15 protein-coding genes are annotated in these 15,734 nt (G+C 66.2%); 14 read left to right on the top strand and 1 reads right to left on the bottom strand.

Features of this window, described 5'->3' with window-relative positions; translation table 11 throughout:
* Nucleotides 1–4: 4 nt before the first annotated feature.
* The 9 genes from AC0WR5_RS04055 to aroQ all read left to right on the top strand — a co-directional run bounded on the left by AC0WR5_RS04055 (nucleotide 5) and on the right by aroQ (nucleotide 9,066).
* The gene (locus tag AC0WR5_RS04055) at nucleotides 5–1,222 is read left to right on the top strand and encodes a D-alanyl-D-alanine carboxypeptidase family protein (RefSeq protein ID WP_475867138.1); all 1,218 of its coding nucleotides are present in this window, start codon (nucleotides 5–7) and stop codon (nucleotides 1,220–1,222) included.
* A gap of 16 nt (nucleotides 1,223–1,238) precedes the next feature.
* Nucleotides 1,239–1,871, top strand: coding sequence for a dTMP kinase (gene tmk, locus AC0WR5_RS04050; protein ID WP_475867137.1), 633 nt, complete (start codon nucleotides 1,239–1,241; stop codon nucleotides 1,869–1,871).
* 7 nt (nucleotides 1,872–1,878) lie between these two features.
* A complete protein-coding gene (locus tag AC0WR5_RS04045; RefSeq protein ID WP_475867135.1) occupies nucleotides 1,879–3,015 on the top strand; it encodes a DNA polymerase III subunit delta' in 1,137 nt (378 codons plus the stop codon).
* Between the two features lie 40 nt (nucleotides 3,016–3,055).
* Nucleotides 3,056–3,868, top strand: a complete 813-nt coding sequence (locus AC0WR5_RS04040) for a TatD family hydrolase (RefSeq protein ID WP_475867134.1) — start codon at nucleotides 3,056–3,058, stop codon at nucleotides 3,866–3,868.
* The gene (locus AC0WR5_RS04035; protein ID WP_475867133.1) at nucleotides 3,868–4,665 is read left to right on the top strand and encodes an MBL fold metallo-hydrolase; all 798 of its coding nucleotides are present in this window, start codon (nucleotides 3,868–3,870) and stop codon (nucleotides 4,663–4,665) included. Before AC0WR5_RS04040 ends, AC0WR5_RS04035 begins: the two co-directional genes overlap by 1 nt.
* A gap of 21 nt (nucleotides 4,666–4,686) precedes the next feature.
* Nucleotides 4,687–5,619 (top strand): AEC family transporter, encoded by a 933-nt coding sequence (locus AC0WR5_RS04030; protein WP_475867131.1) that lies wholly within the window; start codon nucleotides 4,687–4,689, stop codon nucleotides 5,617–5,619.
* 91 nt (nucleotides 5,620–5,710) lie between these two features.
* The gene (locus AC0WR5_RS04025) at nucleotides 5,711–6,481 is read left to right on the top strand and encodes a hypothetical protein (RefSeq protein WP_475867130.1); all 771 of its coding nucleotides are present in this window, start codon (nucleotides 5,711–5,713) and stop codon (nucleotides 6,479–6,481) included.
* Nucleotides 6,478–8,541, top strand: a complete 2,064-nt coding sequence (locus AC0WR5_RS04020; RefSeq protein ID WP_475867128.1) for a sulfotransferase — start codon at nucleotides 6,478–6,480, stop codon at nucleotides 8,539–8,541. Before AC0WR5_RS04025 ends, AC0WR5_RS04020 begins: the two co-directional genes overlap by 4 nt.
* Before the next feature lie 84 nt (nucleotides 8,542–8,625).
* A complete protein-coding gene (gene aroQ, locus AC0WR5_RS04015) occupies nucleotides 8,626–9,066 on the top strand; it encodes a type II 3-dehydroquinate dehydratase (protein WP_475867126.1) in 441 nt (146 codons plus the stop codon).
* A gap of 433 nt (nucleotides 9,067–9,499) precedes the next feature.
* Here the strand turns inward: aroQ and AC0WR5_RS04010 are convergent, their stop codons facing one another.
* Nucleotides 9,500–10,372, bottom strand: a complete 873-nt coding sequence (locus tag AC0WR5_RS04010; RefSeq protein WP_475867124.1) for a MurR/RpiR family transcriptional regulator — start codon at nucleotides 10,370–10,372, stop codon at nucleotides 9,500–9,502.
* A 134-nt stretch (nucleotides 10,373–10,506) separates the two neighbouring features.
* On the opposite strand from AC0WR5_RS04010, the gene AC0WR5_RS04005 reads away from it, so the two are divergent.
* The 5 genes from AC0WR5_RS04005 to AC0WR5_RS03985 all read left to right on the top strand — a co-directional run bounded on the left by AC0WR5_RS04005 (nucleotide 10,507) and on the right by AC0WR5_RS03985 (nucleotide 15,732).
* Entirely contained in the window at nucleotides 10,507–11,268 is a 762-nt protein-coding gene (locus AC0WR5_RS04005; RefSeq protein ID WP_475867122.1) for an N-formylglutamate amidohydrolase, read from the top strand.
* Complete coding sequence (locus AC0WR5_RS04000) at nucleotides 11,265–11,858, top strand: TRAP transporter small permease subunit (RefSeq protein ID WP_475867120.1); 594 nt, start codon at nucleotides 11,265–11,267, stop codon at nucleotides 11,856–11,858. The genes AC0WR5_RS04005 and AC0WR5_RS04000 overlap by 4 nt, the downstream gene beginning before the upstream one ends.
* Before the next feature lies 1 nt (nucleotide 11,859).
* Nucleotides 11,860–13,188, top strand: coding sequence for a TRAP transporter large permease (locus AC0WR5_RS03995; protein WP_475867118.1), 1,329 nt, complete (start codon nucleotides 11,860–11,862; stop codon nucleotides 13,186–13,188).
* A gap of 56 nt (nucleotides 13,189–13,244) precedes the next feature.
* On the top strand, nucleotides 13,245–14,294 hold the full coding sequence (locus tag AC0WR5_RS03990) for a TRAP transporter substrate-binding protein (protein WP_475867117.1): 1,050 nt from the start codon (nucleotides 13,245–13,247) through the stop codon (nucleotides 14,292–14,294).
* Nucleotides 14,295–14,370: 76 nt separating this feature from the next.
* Entirely contained in the window at nucleotides 14,371–15,732 is a 1,362-nt protein-coding gene (locus tag AC0WR5_RS03985; RefSeq protein ID WP_475867115.1) for a glutamine synthetase family protein, read from the top strand.
* The last annotated feature ends 2 nt before the right edge of the window (nucleotides 15,733–15,734 follow it).

Genomic DNA, 15,734 nt, shown 5'->3' with positions numbered 1-15,734 from the left:
ACCCATGCCGCTCGCCCCCCTACGTACCGGATTCGGCCTGCTGGCCGCTGCCGTTCTGATCCTCGCGGCCCTGCCGGCCCAGGCCTTCGACACCAATGCGCGCGCCGCCTATGTCGTCGATACCACCACCGGCACCACGCTGCTGTCGAAGAACCCCGACACGCCCATGCCCCCGGCCTCGATGTCCAAGCTGATGACGCTCTACGTCGCCTTCGAGGCCATCCGAGACGGCCGCCTGCGCCTCGACGAGGAGCTGCCCGTCTCGCAGCACGCCATGAACTACGGCGGCTCGACCATGTTCCTCGACACCACCGACCACGTGAAGGTCGAGGACCTGCTGCAGGGCATCATCGTGCTCTCGGGCAACGATGCCTGTGCCGTGATCGCCGAGGCGCTCTCGCCCGACGGCACCGAGGCCGGCTTTGCCCGCTACATGACCGAACGCGCTCACCAGCTCGGCATGAAGAACTCGACCTTTGCCAACTCCAACGGCTGGCCCGATCCGAACCAGCGGATGTCCGTGCATGACCTCGCCATCCTGGCCGAGCACATCATCACCGACTTCCCCGAATTCTACCCGCTCTTCTCCGAGCAGGAGTACAAGTTCGACGGCCGGGCACCGCAGAACATCCACAACCGAAATCCCCTCCTCGGCCTCGGCATCGGCGCCGACGGGCTCAAGACCGGCCACACCCAGGAGGCCGGCTATGGTCTCGTGGGGTCCGCCCAGCAGGACGGCCGCCGCATCGTCTTCGTGATCTTCGGCCTCGACAGCGAACAGCAGCGCGCCGAACAGAGCCGCGCCATCGTCAACTGGGCCTTCCGGCAGTTCCGTGAAACCACCCTCGTGCCCGCCGGTCAGATCGTCGCCACCGCGCCGGTCTTCCAGGGCGCGGCAAACGCGGTCGGCCTGACCGTCGCCGATGACCTGGTCACCCTGGTGCCGGCGCTCGCCGCCAGCTCCTCCGGCATCAACGCCGAAGCGGTCTACGACAGCCCGATCTCGGCGCCCATCGCCGCCGGCCAGAAGCTCGGCGAACTGGTGCTGAAACCGGAGGGCCTGCCCGAGAAGCGCGTGCCCCTGGTTGCCGCTCAGGCCGTCGCCGACGGCGGCTTCAGCGCCAAGGTGCAATCGGCCGTCAAATACCTCGTGCGCCGCCTGAACGACGGCCCGGAGGAGGCTCCCGCCACCGAGGCCGCCCCGGCAGACGCCTCCTCCTGATCAAGGCTCCCCGACCATGGCCGAGGGCCTCTTCCTCTCCTTCGAAGGCATCGACGGATCCGGCAAGTCCACCCAGGCACGGCGCCTGGCCGCGGCCCTGCGCGCGCAGGGCCGCGAGGTCGTGCTGACCCGCGAACCCGGCGGCTCGCCCGGCGCCGAGGAGATCCGCGCCCTCGTGCTCAACGGCGATCCCGACCGCTGGTCGGCCGAGACCGAGATCCTGCTCTTCACCGCCGCCCGCCGCGACCACCTCGAGCGGACGATCCGACCGGCCCTCGCCCGGGGCGCCGTGGTGATCTGCGACCGCTTTGCCGACAGCACCCGCATGTACCAGGGCCTGTCGCGCGGCGACCTGCGCGACATCGTCGACAAGCTGCACGCACTTATGATCGGGCAGGAGCCCGACATCACTATGCTGATAGACATGGACCCGGGCGAGGGCCTCTCCCGCGCCCTTGGCCGTGACGGCACCGACACCCGCTTCGAGGGTTTCGGAGAGGACCTGCAGCAGAAGATGCGCGCCGGGTTCCTCGAGCTTGCCGCCCAGGCACCGCGCTTCCGCGTGGTCGATGGCGCCGGCACCGTCGATCAGGTCTTTGACCGTCTCACCGCCGCCCTGCCGGAATTCTTCGCGGACGCCTCCGCATGAGGACCGCATGAGCGACGAAACCCGCCCGGAACCGGACCGCATCGAGGGTGCACCGCACCCCCGTGACACCCGCCGCCTGATCGGCCAGCAGGCCGCCGAGGAGGAATTCCTCGAGGCCTTCAACTCGGGCCGCCTGCATCACGGCTGGATGATCACCGGGCCGCGCGGCTCCGGCAAGGCGACGCTGGCCTGGTCCATCGCGCGCTTCCTGCTGGCCACGCCCGACCCCGAAGAGGACGCCGGCGGCATGTTCGGCGATGCGCTGGCGCCCGCCCGAGTCGACACGCTCGCCGTCTCGCCCGAGCATCCCGTGGCGCGCCGCATGGCCGCCGGCTCGGAACAGGGGCTTTTCGTGCTGCGCCGCGGCTGGAACGAAAAGACCGGCAAGCTCAAGGATCAGATCACCGTCGACGAGGCGCGCAAGCTCAAGGCCTTCTTCTCGCTGTCCTCCGCCGATGGCGGCCGCCGCGTCGTGATCGTCGATGCCACGGACGAGCTGAACACCTCGGCCGCCAACGCCATCCTCAAGCTGCTGGAAGAGCCGCCCGCGCGCGCCACCCTGCTGCTCGTCACCCACCAGCCCTCCGGCCTGCTGCCCACGATCCGCTCGCGCTGCCGCGTTCTGCGCCTGCGCGCCCTTTCGCCAGAGGACATGACCCGCGCCCTCGAACAGGCCGGCGTTCAGACCGATCACGCCGAACAGCTCGCGGCCCTGGCCGAAGGGTCGGTGGGCGCTGCCGTGCGCCTTGCCAATCTCGACGGGCTGGCGCTCTACGGACAGTGGATCGCGATCCTCGCCTCGCTGCCCCGGCTCGACCGCAACCGCGCACAGGCCCTGGCCGATGCCGCCGCCGCCCGCGGCGCCGAGGAACGCCGCGCGCTCCTCGTCTCTCTGCTGGACGTGGCGCTGGCCCGGCTCGCCATCAGCGGCGCCACCGGCCAGCCCCCCTTCCCCGAGGCGGTGCCAGGCGAGGCCGAGGTTTTCGCCCGATTGGCGCCCGATCCGCACATGGCGCGTGTCTGGGCGGCAGAAGCACAGGATATCGGCAGCCGTCTGCGCCATGGGCTGGCGGTCAACCTTGACCCTGCCGCGCTCATCCTAGATACGGTTTTCAGACTACAGAAAACCGCCGCCGGCGAGTGAGCCCCTTCACCCTTCCTGTCCGGCGCCGAGCAGGACAATCATGACAGACCTCCCCACGATCACCGACAGCCACTGCCATCTCGATTTCCCGGATTTCGAAGGCGAGCTGGATCAGGTGATTGCCCGCGCGGCCGAGGCCGGCGTCACCCGCATGGTCTCGATCTGCACGCGCCTTCGCAATGAACCCACCGTGCGCGCCATCGCCGAGGCCCACGCGCCGGTCTTCTATGCCGCCGCCACGCACCCGATGTCCGTCGCCGAAGAGCCCATGGCCACGGTCGACGAGCTGGTCGCGCTGGCGCAGCACCCGAAATTCGTCGCCATCGGCGAGACCGGCCTCGATTACCATTACACCGCCGAAAGCGCCGAGAAACAGCAGCAGAGCCTGCGCGTGCATTGCGCCGCCGCGCATCAGACCGGCCTGCCGCTGGTGATCCACGCCCGCGACGCCGACGAGGACATGATCCGCATCCTGTCCGAGGAACATGCCAACGGGGCCTATTCCTGCGTGCTGCACTGCTTCTCCTCCGGGCCCGAGCTGGCCCGCGCGGCGCTGGATCTCGGCTTCTACCTCTCGATGTCCGGCATCGCGACATTCAAGAAGAGCCAGGAGATCCGCGACATCTTCGCCTCTGCGCCCGTCGAGCGGATCCTGGTGGAGACCGACAGCCCCTACCTCGCGCCGCCGCCCCACCGCGGCAAGCGCAACGAACCCGCCTATACCGCCCTCACCGCCCGCGTCGGCGCAGAGGTCTTCGGCATGGACTACCCCGCCTTCGCGGCACAGACACAGGCCAATTTCGACCGCCTCTTCGCAAAGGCCGCCGCTTGGTCCGGACAGGAGGCCGCCTGATGGCACAGCTGCGTTTCACCATCCTCGGCTGCGGCTCTTCCGGCGGCGTTCCGCGCCTCGGCGGGCAATGGGGCGACTGCGATCCCTCGAACCCGAAGAACACGCGCCGGCGCTGCTCGCTCCTGGTCGAGCAGGAGCGTGACGGCGGCACCACCCGGGTGCTGATCGATACCTCGCCCGACATGCGCGCCCAGCTGATCGACGCCGGCATCGGAGAGCTGGACGCGGTGGCCTATACCCACTCGCACGCCGACCACGTCCACGGCATCGACGACCTGCGGCAGGTGGTCTTCAACACCCGCAAGCGCCTGGCCGTCTGGGCAGATGGCGACACCCAGGAAAGCCTGTTCAACCGCTTCGGCTATGCCTTCATCCAGCCCGAGGGCTCGCCCTATCCGCCGATCCTCGAGATGCACACGATCACCGGCGCCTTCACCATCGACGGCGCCGGTGGCCCCGTCACCCTGGTGCCCTTCCGGGTGAACCATGGCTCGATCGACGCCCTCGGCTTCCGGGTCCGAAACCTCGCCTACCTGCCCGATGTCGCCAGGATGTCGGACGAGGCCTGGGAGGCCTGCGCCGGCCTCGACTGCTGGATCCTCGACACCCTGCGCCGCGATCCGCACCCCACGCACTCGCACCTCGAGCAATCGCTGGCCTGGATCGAACGCGCCGCACCCGACCGCGCGGTGATGACCAACATGCACATCGATCTCGACTACGAGACCCTGGCCGCGGAAACCCCCGACCACATCGTGCCGGCCTACGACGGGATGCAGATCACCTATGAGATCTGATCCCGCCAGGCACAGCGGCGAATGAGCTCGCTCTTCACGATCATCCTGCCGGTCTTCCTTGTGCTGGGGGCCGGCTACATCGCCACCCGGGCGCGGCTCGTCTCGCTCGCCACCGTCGAAGGGCTGATGTCCTTCACGCAATCAGTGGCCTTCCCCTGCCTGCTCTTCCGCGCGGTCAGCACCTTCGACATCGGCGCGGAATTCCACTTCCCCCTGCTCTTCAGCTTCTATGCCGCCGCCATCGCCTGCTTTGTCCTGGGCATGCTCGGCGCCCGCCTTCTCGGCCGCGACGCCGAAGACAGCGTCGTCATCGGCTTCTGCTGCCTCTTCTCCAACTCCATGATGCTCGGCGTGCCGATCACCGAACGCGCCTTCGGCCTCGATGCGCTCGGGGCCAACTTCGCCATCATCTCCATCCACGCCCCGATCTGCTACACCCTCGGCATCGTCTCGATGGAGATGGTCCGCGCCGGGGGCGGCGGCCTCGACAAGTTCGCCCTCGCCCGCCGCATCCTGCGCCAGATCTTCCGCAATCCGCTTGTGGTGGCGCTGATGCTGGGCTTCGCGGTCAACCTCTCGGGCCTCACCCTGCCGGTGCCCCTGGGCGACGCGCTCGACATGATCGCCCGGGCCGCCCTGCCCTGCGCGCTCTTCGCCGTCGGCGGCGTTCTGGTGCAGTACAAGCTGGAGGGCGACTGGCGCCTGATCTCCATGATCTGCGTGCTCACCCTCGCGGTGCACCCCTCGATCACCTGGGGCCTGGGCACCGTCACCCATCTCGACACCGCCGCCTTCCGCTCGGCCGTGCTCACCGCCGCCTGCGCCCCTGGCGTCAACACCTATGTCTTTGCCAACCTCTATGACCGCGGCAAGCGCTCGGCCGCCTCCTCGCTGCTGATCGCCACCGGCGTCTGCCTCTTTACCATGTGGTTCTGGCTCGCCGTCCTGCCATAAGGGCGACGTCTGCCCCCGGTCCCCACCGCCGAAAATCTTGCCTGCCCTGCGCTTTGGCGCTACCCCTTTCTCAATTCGAGGGAAAGATCGCATGGAAATCTCGGTGACCTATCAGCGCGGCCCGACAGACCCCGGCTCGGGGCCCGTCCGCATCGGCTGGCTGCTCGACAAGACCGACAGCCCCGTCATCTACGACCCGCCTCGCCGGGTAAACTCCCGCGACGCACGCCGCGCCCATGCCAAGTCCGCCTCTCGCTGTCCCGCCGTGCTCGGCCTCGAGTCCCGCTACTTCGAGATCGCCTGCCCGTTCGACATCCACATCGGCTTTGCCCGCAACGCCGATGGCAAGCCGAACCTGATCAACCTCTCGGGCGACAAGAGCGCCATCCGCGCCTCCACCCTGGGCAAGCGAATGGTGATCGTGAACGAGAAGGAATGGCGCTACCCCGACCGGCCGATCATCCAGCTCAAGCTGCCCTACCTCTTCATCACAGACGAGCCGGTCTACATGACCCAGCTTGACGCCTACCTGCACTACAGGCCCACGCCCCTGCCCGGCACGATCTTTGGCGGGCGCTTCCCGATCAACCTCTGGCCGCGACCGCTGATGTGGGCCTTCGAATGGCATGACACGGAAAAGCCCATCGTGCTGAAACGGGGCGATCCGCTCTTCTATTGCCAGTTCGAGGCCGATGGCCCCGACCGCAGCGTTCAGATGATCGAGGCCCAGATGACGCCCGAGCTGCGCGACTACATGGAACACATCTCCGGCGCGGTGAACTACGTCAGCCAGACCTTCTCGCTCTTCGAGGCCGCCGAACGCGTGCGTCCCGACAAGCTCCTGAAGGCCCGCGAAACGTGAGCACCGGCGGCGGCCCCCGGGCAGGCAGCCCCGCCGGCGCCGCCCCCCTCGCCGCCGCCGGCGACGGCCATCGCGCACAGCCGGCGCCCCGCCATCCCGAAAGCAGCCCCCCAGACAGGCCTGTCCTCTCCTCCGAGGACATCGCCGGACGGCTGGAGCAGGCCCGGGGCGCCTTCCAGTCGGGCCAGATATCACAGTGCTGGTCGCTGATCGCGCCGCTGCTCGATTACCCCCCGCTGCCCTCCCTTCGCCAGCAGGAGGCCCTTCACTACCTCCAGCTCGGCTGCGCGCTGTATGGCCAGGGCGATCTCGATGCCGCACAGGCACTCAATGCCCGCCTGCCCGCTGCCCTCTGGACGACGATGCGCTATCGCCTGTCGCTGCGCCTGTGCGATCCGGCCACCGCCCGGCGCCTGCGCAGGCATCCCGGCAACGGCCCGCGCGAGCTGGCCGATTTCCGCACCACCGCCGGCCTGCACGAGATCTGGGCCCATCGCTATCGCACCGGGTTTCCGCTCTATGCCCACCGCTGGCAGGCGATCAATTTCCCCCGTGTCCTGCCTGATCGCGTCGCCCATGCGCCCCTGCCCGAGGATCCCGCGCAGGATGCCCAACTCATCGTGGTCGAACAGGGCCTGGGCGAGGTGCTCTTCCAGCTCGCCCACATCCGCGCCGCCGGCGGGCACGAGGCCGCCACCTTCACGGGCCTTGCGAAATACGGCTCACTGGTGCGGCGCTACTTTCCGCGCGGGCGGTTCGTCGCCGCCGGCGACCTGCCCCTTGTGCCGGTCGGGCAGGCGGCACCCGCTGCCCACCTCGGCGCCGATTTCATTGCCCGCGCCCATCGCCGCACCGGCAGCCTCGCGCCGGCTCACATGCTCGACCATCCCGCCCGCCACCCTTTCGACCTTCCGGTCTTCGGCCTCTGCTGGCGCGGCGGATCGGGTCAGAACCGCCGCGAGGAACGCTACATCCCGCTGCCCTTCCTGCTCGACATGCTGCCGATGGGGGCACGCTATCTCTCGCTGCAATACGATCTGACCGACGAGGAACGCCGCCTGCTCACCGCCGATCCGCGCTGTGCGGTGCCGCTTGCCGACCTCACCCGCGATCCGGCGCAGACGATCGACATGATCCGCCCGCTGGCCGGCGTGATCTCGGTCGACAGTGCCAACTGGCACATGGCGGGGTTCTCCGGCGTGCCGCTGCTGGCGCTGATGAACCGTACCGCGCATTGGTTCTGGGGGCCGCGGGCCGATGCCGCCTCGGTCTTCCCCACCGCCACAACCCTGCGAAAGGAGGATCTCTCCGCCCCTGCCATCGCCGCCTGGGTCGATGGCGCCACCGCCGAATGGCACCGACGCGATACCGACGTGATACCGACGCGATACCGACGCTCGGATTCCGACCTGTCAGAGCGTCCGCTCTTCGTCTGCGGATTGCCCCGTTCCGGCACCTCGATGACCATGCGCATCCTTGCCGCCCATGGCCTCTTCCTGGGCGAGACGATCCCTGGAAATGCAGATAATCCAAACGGTTACTACGAGAATCGCCGGATCCGCGAGAACCATCTCAAGCCGATTTTGCGGGCGCTTGGCGCCGATCCGCGCGGGGTCGCGCCCCTGCCCCGGACCGAGGCTCTGCCGCCTTTCCCCGATCTGTCCCGCCGACTCCTCTCCGCCCTCCGCGAAGAGGGATATGATGGAACGATTCCATGGGGTTACAAGGATCCCAAGCTGACGCTGCTCTGGCCGCTCTTTGCCCGCGCCTTCCCCCAGGCCACCTGGCTGATCCTCCGCCGGGATCGGGACAAGGTGCTGAATTCCATGACAAAAGCCAGCTTTCTCAAGCGCCATTCCACCAGCACCGAGTTCTGGAAGCCCTTCTGCGCCACCTATGACACCCGTCTGTCCGCCCTCCGCGCCAGCCCCTGCTCCGTCTTCACCGCAGACGCCGACGCCATCGCCGCCGGCGATGTCTCCGGCCTCGAGCCCGTCTGCGATGCCATGGGGCTTGCGTTCGACCCGATGACCGCACGCCGCGCCCTGCGCCGCGACTGATCCGGCACCGCCCTTGTTTTCCTAGCGTTTCCGGCGGGTTCTGCGTAAAGAGGGCCGCAAGACATTCATACACGGAGGGGCCACATGGCGCGCCAGATCCAGATCATCAACGGTCCGAACCTCAACCTGCTAGGCAAACGCCAGCCAGAGATCTACGGGCATGAAACCCTCGACGACATCGCCGCAGATTGCATCGCATTGGCCGCCGAACTCGCCCTTGGCGTCGATTTCTACCAATCGAACCACGAAGGCGGCATCATCGACTGCATCCACGCGGCCCGCGACACACATGATGGCATCATCATCAACCCCGGTGCCTTCACCCACACCTCCGTGGCGATCCTCGATGCGCTCAAGGCCTTCGACGGCCCCGTCCTCGAGGTCCATATCTCCAACGTCCACCAGCGAGAGAGCTTTCGCCACCACTCCTATGTTTCCCTGCGTGCAGAAGGGGTTATCGCGGGTTTCGGAACCCAGGGCTATCAGCTCGCCCTGCGCCGCATGGACGTTCTGCTCAAGGCCTGACCACCTATGGGAATGCCCCCTCCCGCAGCGCGGAAGGGGGCAGTTGCCGGCGTTCACTCTAAGGGAAGGGGAGCGTGGAGGACACTCAGCTGCCTCCGGACCGGCAACCCTGGCACGGCCCCTGCACAAAATCCGCAGGGCTTCAGTCACCGCTCCGCCTTTTCCCACCGGACAGCTGGCAGGGCAAAGACGGCATGATCTCCGGTACTAATGGTACTTTCGCCACCAACGAGGAGGGTCCCGTGGCGGTCATGACACGGCGCGGCCGAGAATTTCTGACAGGCCAGCAGCTTCGGGCTGCATGAACGGTTTCTCCGCACGGGTCTTCTGACCCGGATGGCCTACCGGTTCTGATCCCGCCGATATCTGCCTTTAACCAGGGGACCACCAGCGCAAGTTTAAGCATTGGTTAACTTCCAGGGGCGCCGCCCCCTCAGGTGAAACTGCGGAACACCAGCGTGCTCGAGAACATCGCCTCCAGCTCGTCCAGCCGCTCCCGGCTCTCGTCCCAGCGCTTGGCCTGGACCTCGGCAATCAGCGCTTCGACCACGGCCATGATCGCGATGGTGGAATCCCAGTTCGACGGCGCTTCGACCTGCAGGTGGAAGACGTTCTCCGCCACCTTCGCGATAGGAGAACTCCACTGGTCGGTAAACAACACGATCGTCGCCCCCCGCTGGTGTGCCAGTTCCGCCAGTTTCTGCAGGTCCTTTTCGTACCGGCGGATATCAAAGACCACGAGGACGGATCGCTCGTCCATGTCGAGCAGGTAGTGCGGCCAGACGTTCGGTGTCTGGCTCAGAAGCGTCACGTCGGCGCGGATGATCTGCATGTGATTGTGGAAATAGGAGGCAATGGAGCGGGTGATCCTGCCGCCCACGAAATAGGCAGGGCGGTCGATGTCAGACAGCAGGTCCGCCACCCGGTCAAAGACGGCAGTGTCCACTTCCTCCATCGAACGCCGCAGATTTGCGATCACCGCATCGGCAAAACGGTGAATCACGTGGCGCTCTCCGCCGCCCATACGCGCATCGCCCTTCAGCGCCGGCGCCTTGATCCGCTCGGCCACCTCGCCGCGCAGGGCGTTCTGCATCTCGGGAAAGCCCTCATAGCCCAGTTTCCGCGCCATACGGATCACCGTAGGCGTTGAAACCCCAGCCATTTCTGCCAGTTTGGTCACAGACTGAAGCCCCGCCATCGGGTAGTCGCGCAAGAGCACCTCGGTCACCCGTCGCTCCGATGCGGTCAGCCGGTTTCCGGCCTCCTGGATCCGCGTTTTCACCTGCTGGCCGGCCGCGCCCTGCATCCGCTGCCCTCCCCCTGTAATTATCTGTACAAATTATTCGCACCCTGTAGCCATGTCTACAGAAATGCGTTGACAGGTTGAGCAACTGCCGTTTCTCTGCCGGCATGGTGGGGATTGATACATCTATTCTTTCAATGCGCGAGCAACCCGCCGCCGAGGTAATCAACCCCGGCGGGATCGGTCCCGTCGTGCTGTGCTGCGAGCATGCCAGCGCCTTTATTCCGGAGGCCCTGGGCGATCTCGGGCTCTTGCCCGCAGACCGCTTCAGCCACGCTGTCTGGGATCCCGGAGCGCTGGCCCTGGCCACTTCAATGTCGGACCATCTCAGGGCGCCGCTCGTCGCGGCACGGGTGTCGCGCCTGGTCTACGATTGCAATCGCCCGCCCGAGGCCGCGGCCGCCATGCCGGAAAAGACCGAGAGGATCGACGTGCCCGGCAACCACGGCCTGAGCGCCATGCAACGCTCCGTCCGCACACGAGAGGTCTACGTCCCCTTTCGCGATACCCTGGCCCGGACGCTCGATCAGCACCCTGGCGCCCTGGTCACCGTGCATTCCTTCACGCCGACCTGGTTCGGCACGGCGCGGCCGACCGAGGTCGGCCTGCTTCATGATGCCGATCCGCGCCTGGCGCTCGCGATGATGGAGCACTGGCCGGGTCCGCTCCGGGCCGAACTGAACGCGCCCTATTCCTCCACCGATGGCGTCACCCACACCCTCGCCACCGACGCCCTGCCGCGCGGCCGGCTCAACGTGATGATCGAGGTCCGCAACGACCTTCTGGAAGACGAGGACGCCGTCGCCGCCGTGGCCGAACAGCTCTGCACCGCGCTCCTTGGGGCCCTGGCGCGCCTCGCCCCCACATCGATCGATCAATCCGCGGGGAACACCGCATGAAAGTCCTGCGCGGCTACATCCGCATCGTCGACAGCTTCAACTACGGGCTGGGGCGCATCGCCATGTTCGGGCTCTTTGCCCTGATGGGCGTGCTGCTCTGGTCCAGCGTGTCCAAGGTGTTCTTCACCCCCTCCATGTGGACGCTTGAAATGGCCCAGTTCATCATGGTGGCCTACTACATTCTCGGCGGGCCCTATTCGATCCAGCTCGGCACCAACGTCCGGATGGACCTGATCTATGCCGAGCTCTCGGACCATCGCAAAGCCTGGATCGACGCGATCACTGTCTTCTGTCTGATCTTCTACCTCGTGGTGCTGATCTGGGGCGGGCTCGCCTCGCTGTCCTATTCGCTGGGCAATTTCACCGGCGACTTCTGGAATTTCTTCCCTGCCCTCGTCCACGCCTATGTCACCGGCGGCCCCGATGCCGCCTCCGAGGTGCTCGGATACATGGAGCAATCCCCCTCCTCCTGGCGGCCCGTGATGTGGCCGATCAAACTGGTGACGGTGATCGGGCTGTTCCTGATGCTGCTCCAGGTTCTGTCCGAATTCTGCAAGGATATCATGCGCATTCGCGGAGAGACGATCTGACATGTCCTATGAAATGATCGGCCTCCTGATGTTCAGCTCAATGATGCTGATGCTGCTCACCGGGCAGCGCGTATTCGGCGCCATCGGCTTTGTCGCGGTTGTCGCCGCGCTCTTCCTCTGGGGAGACCGGGGCGGCTACGACCTCGGCTATGGCGCCCTGATGAAGCTGATGAAATGGTACCCGATGCTGACGCTGCCCATGTTCGTCTTCATGGGCTACGTGCTGTCCGAATCGAAAATCGCCGACGATCTCTACCGCATGTTCCACGTCTGGATGGGCGGGTTGCGCGGCGGGCTCGCCATCGGCACCATCGGCCTTATGGTCCTTGTCTCGGCCATGAACGGTCTCTCGGTTGCCGGCATGGCCATCGGCTCCACCATTGCCCTGCCGGAACTGCTGAAGCGCGGCTACGACAAGAAAATGGTCACCGGGGTGATCCAGGCCGGCTCCTCGCTCGGCATCCTCGTGCCGCCCTCCGTGGTGCTGGTGCTCTACGCGATGATCGCGCGGCAGCCGGTGGGGCAACTCTGGCTGGCCGGTGTCGGCCCGGGCCTGATGATGGCCGCGCTCTTCATCATCTACATCGTCATCCGCTGCGCCATGAACCCCTCCCTCGGACCATCGCTGACGGCCGAGGAACGGGCCGAGATCACCATGGCGGAAAAGCTGCGCCTGCTGCGCGCCGGCCTGCTGCCCGTGGCGATCTTCGCCGTCATGATGGTGCCCTTCGTCAAGGGCTGGACCTCGCTGGTCGAGGCCTCCGCCATCGGTGCGGTGGCCGCCTTCCTCGCCGCCGTGCTCAAGGGCCGCATGTCCTGGCGCGTCTTCGAGAGCGCGACGCGCCAGACCCTGGGCATCTCCTGCATGTTCATGTGGATCATCCTCGCCGCCCTGGCCTTCGGCGCGGTCTTCGACGGGCTGGGCGCGGTCAAGGCGATCGAGAGCTTCTTCACCGAGGACCTGGGCCTCAGCCCCTGGATGATCCTCATCCTGATGCAGCTCAGTTTCCTCGTCATGGGCAGCTTCCTCGACGATACCGCAATGCTTGTCATCGTGGCGCCACTCTACGTGCCGCTGGTGGGAGAGCTGGGCTTCGACCTGGTCTGGTACGGCGTGCTCTACACGATCACCTGCCAGATCGCCTACATGACGCCGCCCTTCGGCTACAACCTATTCCTGATGCGCGCCATGGCCCCGCCCGAGATCTCGCTCAAGGACATCTACGGCTCCATCGCTCCCTTCGTGGCGGTGATGATCCTGGCCCTCGTCATCGTCATGATCTTCCCGCAGCTGGCCACCTGGCTGCCGGATGCAGTCTACCGGAAATAAACAGCAGAACCCTGCCAAAGCAGGGCATTTCAACCAACCGTTAGGGAGTAAACACAATGACCAATAGACCGACGAACAGACGATCCTTTCTGAAGGGCGCGGCCATGGCCGCTCCCGCCGCCCTGGCTGCCCCCGGCATCGCCCGCGCGCAGGAGCCGATCCGCTGGCGCTTCCAGACCTACGCCGGCTCCGCGCTCGGCCAGGAGGTGACCAAGCCCGCGATCGACGCCATCAATGCCGCCGCCCAGGGCGAGCTGGAGATCGAGCTCTACTACGCCGACCAGATCGTGCCCACCGGCGAGCTTTTCCAGGCGCTGCAGCGTGGCACCATCGACGGCGTGCACTCGGACGACGACTCCATGGCCTCGCCCACCCCGGTGCGCAACTTCGGCGGCTACTTCCCGCTGGCCACCAAGCACTCGCTCGACGTGCCCGTGCTCTTCAACCAGTACGGCCTGGCCGAGATCTGGGACGAGGAATACGCCAAGGTCGGCGTCAAGTGGCTCTCCGCCGCAGGCCAGGATCCGTGCAACTTCAACACCGTCAACCCGATCCGCTCGCTCTCGGACATGGAAGGGCTGCGTCTCTACACCTTCCCGACAGCAGGTCAGTTCCTGGCGCAGTTCGGCGTCGTGCCGATGAACATCCCCTACGAGGATGCCCAGGTGGCCGTGCAGACCGGCGAGCTCGACGGCATGGCCTGGTCGGGCATCACCGAGGATTACACCGTCGGCTGGGCCGACGTGACCAACTACTTCCTCACCAACAACATCTCCGGTGCCTGGATCGGCTCGTTCTTCGTGAACCAGAAGCAATGGGCCGACCTGCCGGAGCACCTGAAGACCATCGTCTCCAACGCCATCGAAGCCAGCCACACCTACCGCAACCAGTGGTACTGGGGCGGCGAGGCGCGTCTTCGCGCCCAGGGCGACAAGCTTGAGCTGACGTCGATTCCCGCCGATGAATGGAAGAACGTAGAGGAAGCTGCCCTTACCTTCTGGGACGAAATGGCCGAAATGGGTGAGACGGAGGCGAAGATCGTCAAGATCTTCCGCGACTACAACGACGTGATTTCCAAGGCTGGCCCGCCGTATACCTTCGGCTGAGCCACATCGAAAAGTACAGCTATGGAGCGGGGCGGCCTGTCGGGCCGCCCCCTCGCAGGTCAGGAGGAAGGACGACATGGCAGCACTGACATTCGAGAAACTGAAGGCGCACGTGGATTCGGGAGAGGTGGATACCGTCCTGGCCTGCATCGTGGACATGCAGGGCCGCCTGATGGGCAAGCGTTTCCATGCTGCCCACTTCGTGAACAACGCCTGGGAAGAGAGCCACTGCTGTAACTACCTGCTGGCCACCGACCTCGAGATGTACACGGTCGAGGGCTATGCCGCGACCTCCTGGGCCGGCGGCTACGGCGACTACGTGATGAAGCCCGACCTCGACACGCTGCGCCCTGCCCCCTGGCTCGAGGGCACCGCCATGGTGCTCTGCGACATCCTTGATCACCACCACCACGAACCGGTCCCCCATTCGCCCCGCGCCATGCTAAAGGCACAGATCGCGCGCCTGGCCGAGATGGGGCTGACACCGATGATGGCGACGGAACTGGAGTTCAATCTCTTCGAGAAGAGCTATGACCAGATCCGCGCCTCCGGCTTCACCGATCTCGCGACGCTTTCGCCCTACAACGAGGATTACTCGATCCAGCTCAGCCTGCGCGACGAGGTGGTGCTGCGCCCGGTGCGCAACGCGCTCTACGCCGCGGGCATCCCGGTAGAGAACACCAAGGGCGAGGCCGAGGTGGGTCAGGAAGAGCTGAACATCATGTACGCCCGGGCGCTCGACTGCGCCGACTACCACACGATCGCCAAGCAGGTGGTCAAGGACGTGGCGCTGATGAAGGGCCATGCCGCCAGCTTCCTGCCGAAATGGCACCGCGACCGGGTCGGCAACTCGACCCACGTGCATCAGTCGATGTGGAACGACGACGGCAATGCCTTCTTCGACCCGGCCGATCAGTACGGCATGTCCGCGATGATGAAGAGCTACTGCGCCGGCCTGATCAAGTACTCGCCGGAATATACATATTTCCTCGCGCCCAACATCAACAGCTACAAGCGGTTCCAGGCCGGCACCTTCGCCCCCACCAAGGCCGTCTGGTCGGTCGACAACCGCACCGCGGGCTTCCGCCTCTGCGGCGCCGGATCGAAGTCGGTGCGCATGGAATGCCGTATTGGCGGCTCCGACATGAACCCCTACCTCGGCATGGCGGTCCAGCTTGCCGCCGGGATCCGCGGCATCGAGGAAGGGCTGACGCTCAAGGCCCCGGTCACGGGTGATGTCTATGACAAGAGCGAGGGGCTGGAAGTTCCCGCCACCCTGCGCGCCGCGCGCGAGACCATGACCAATTCCACCTTCCTGCGGGACACCTTCGGCGACGCGGTGATCGACCATTACACCCGCGCCGCCGACTGGGAGCAGGAAGCCTTTGACGCAGTCGTCACCGACTGGGAACTGCAACGCGGATTCGAAAGAGCCTGACC

The sequence above is a fragment of the Pseudooceanicola sp. DL12 genome, assembly GCF_056270665.1.
Note: the sequence above shows the minus strand (reverse complement) of the source record. Positions and strands in the feature narration are given on the sequence as shown.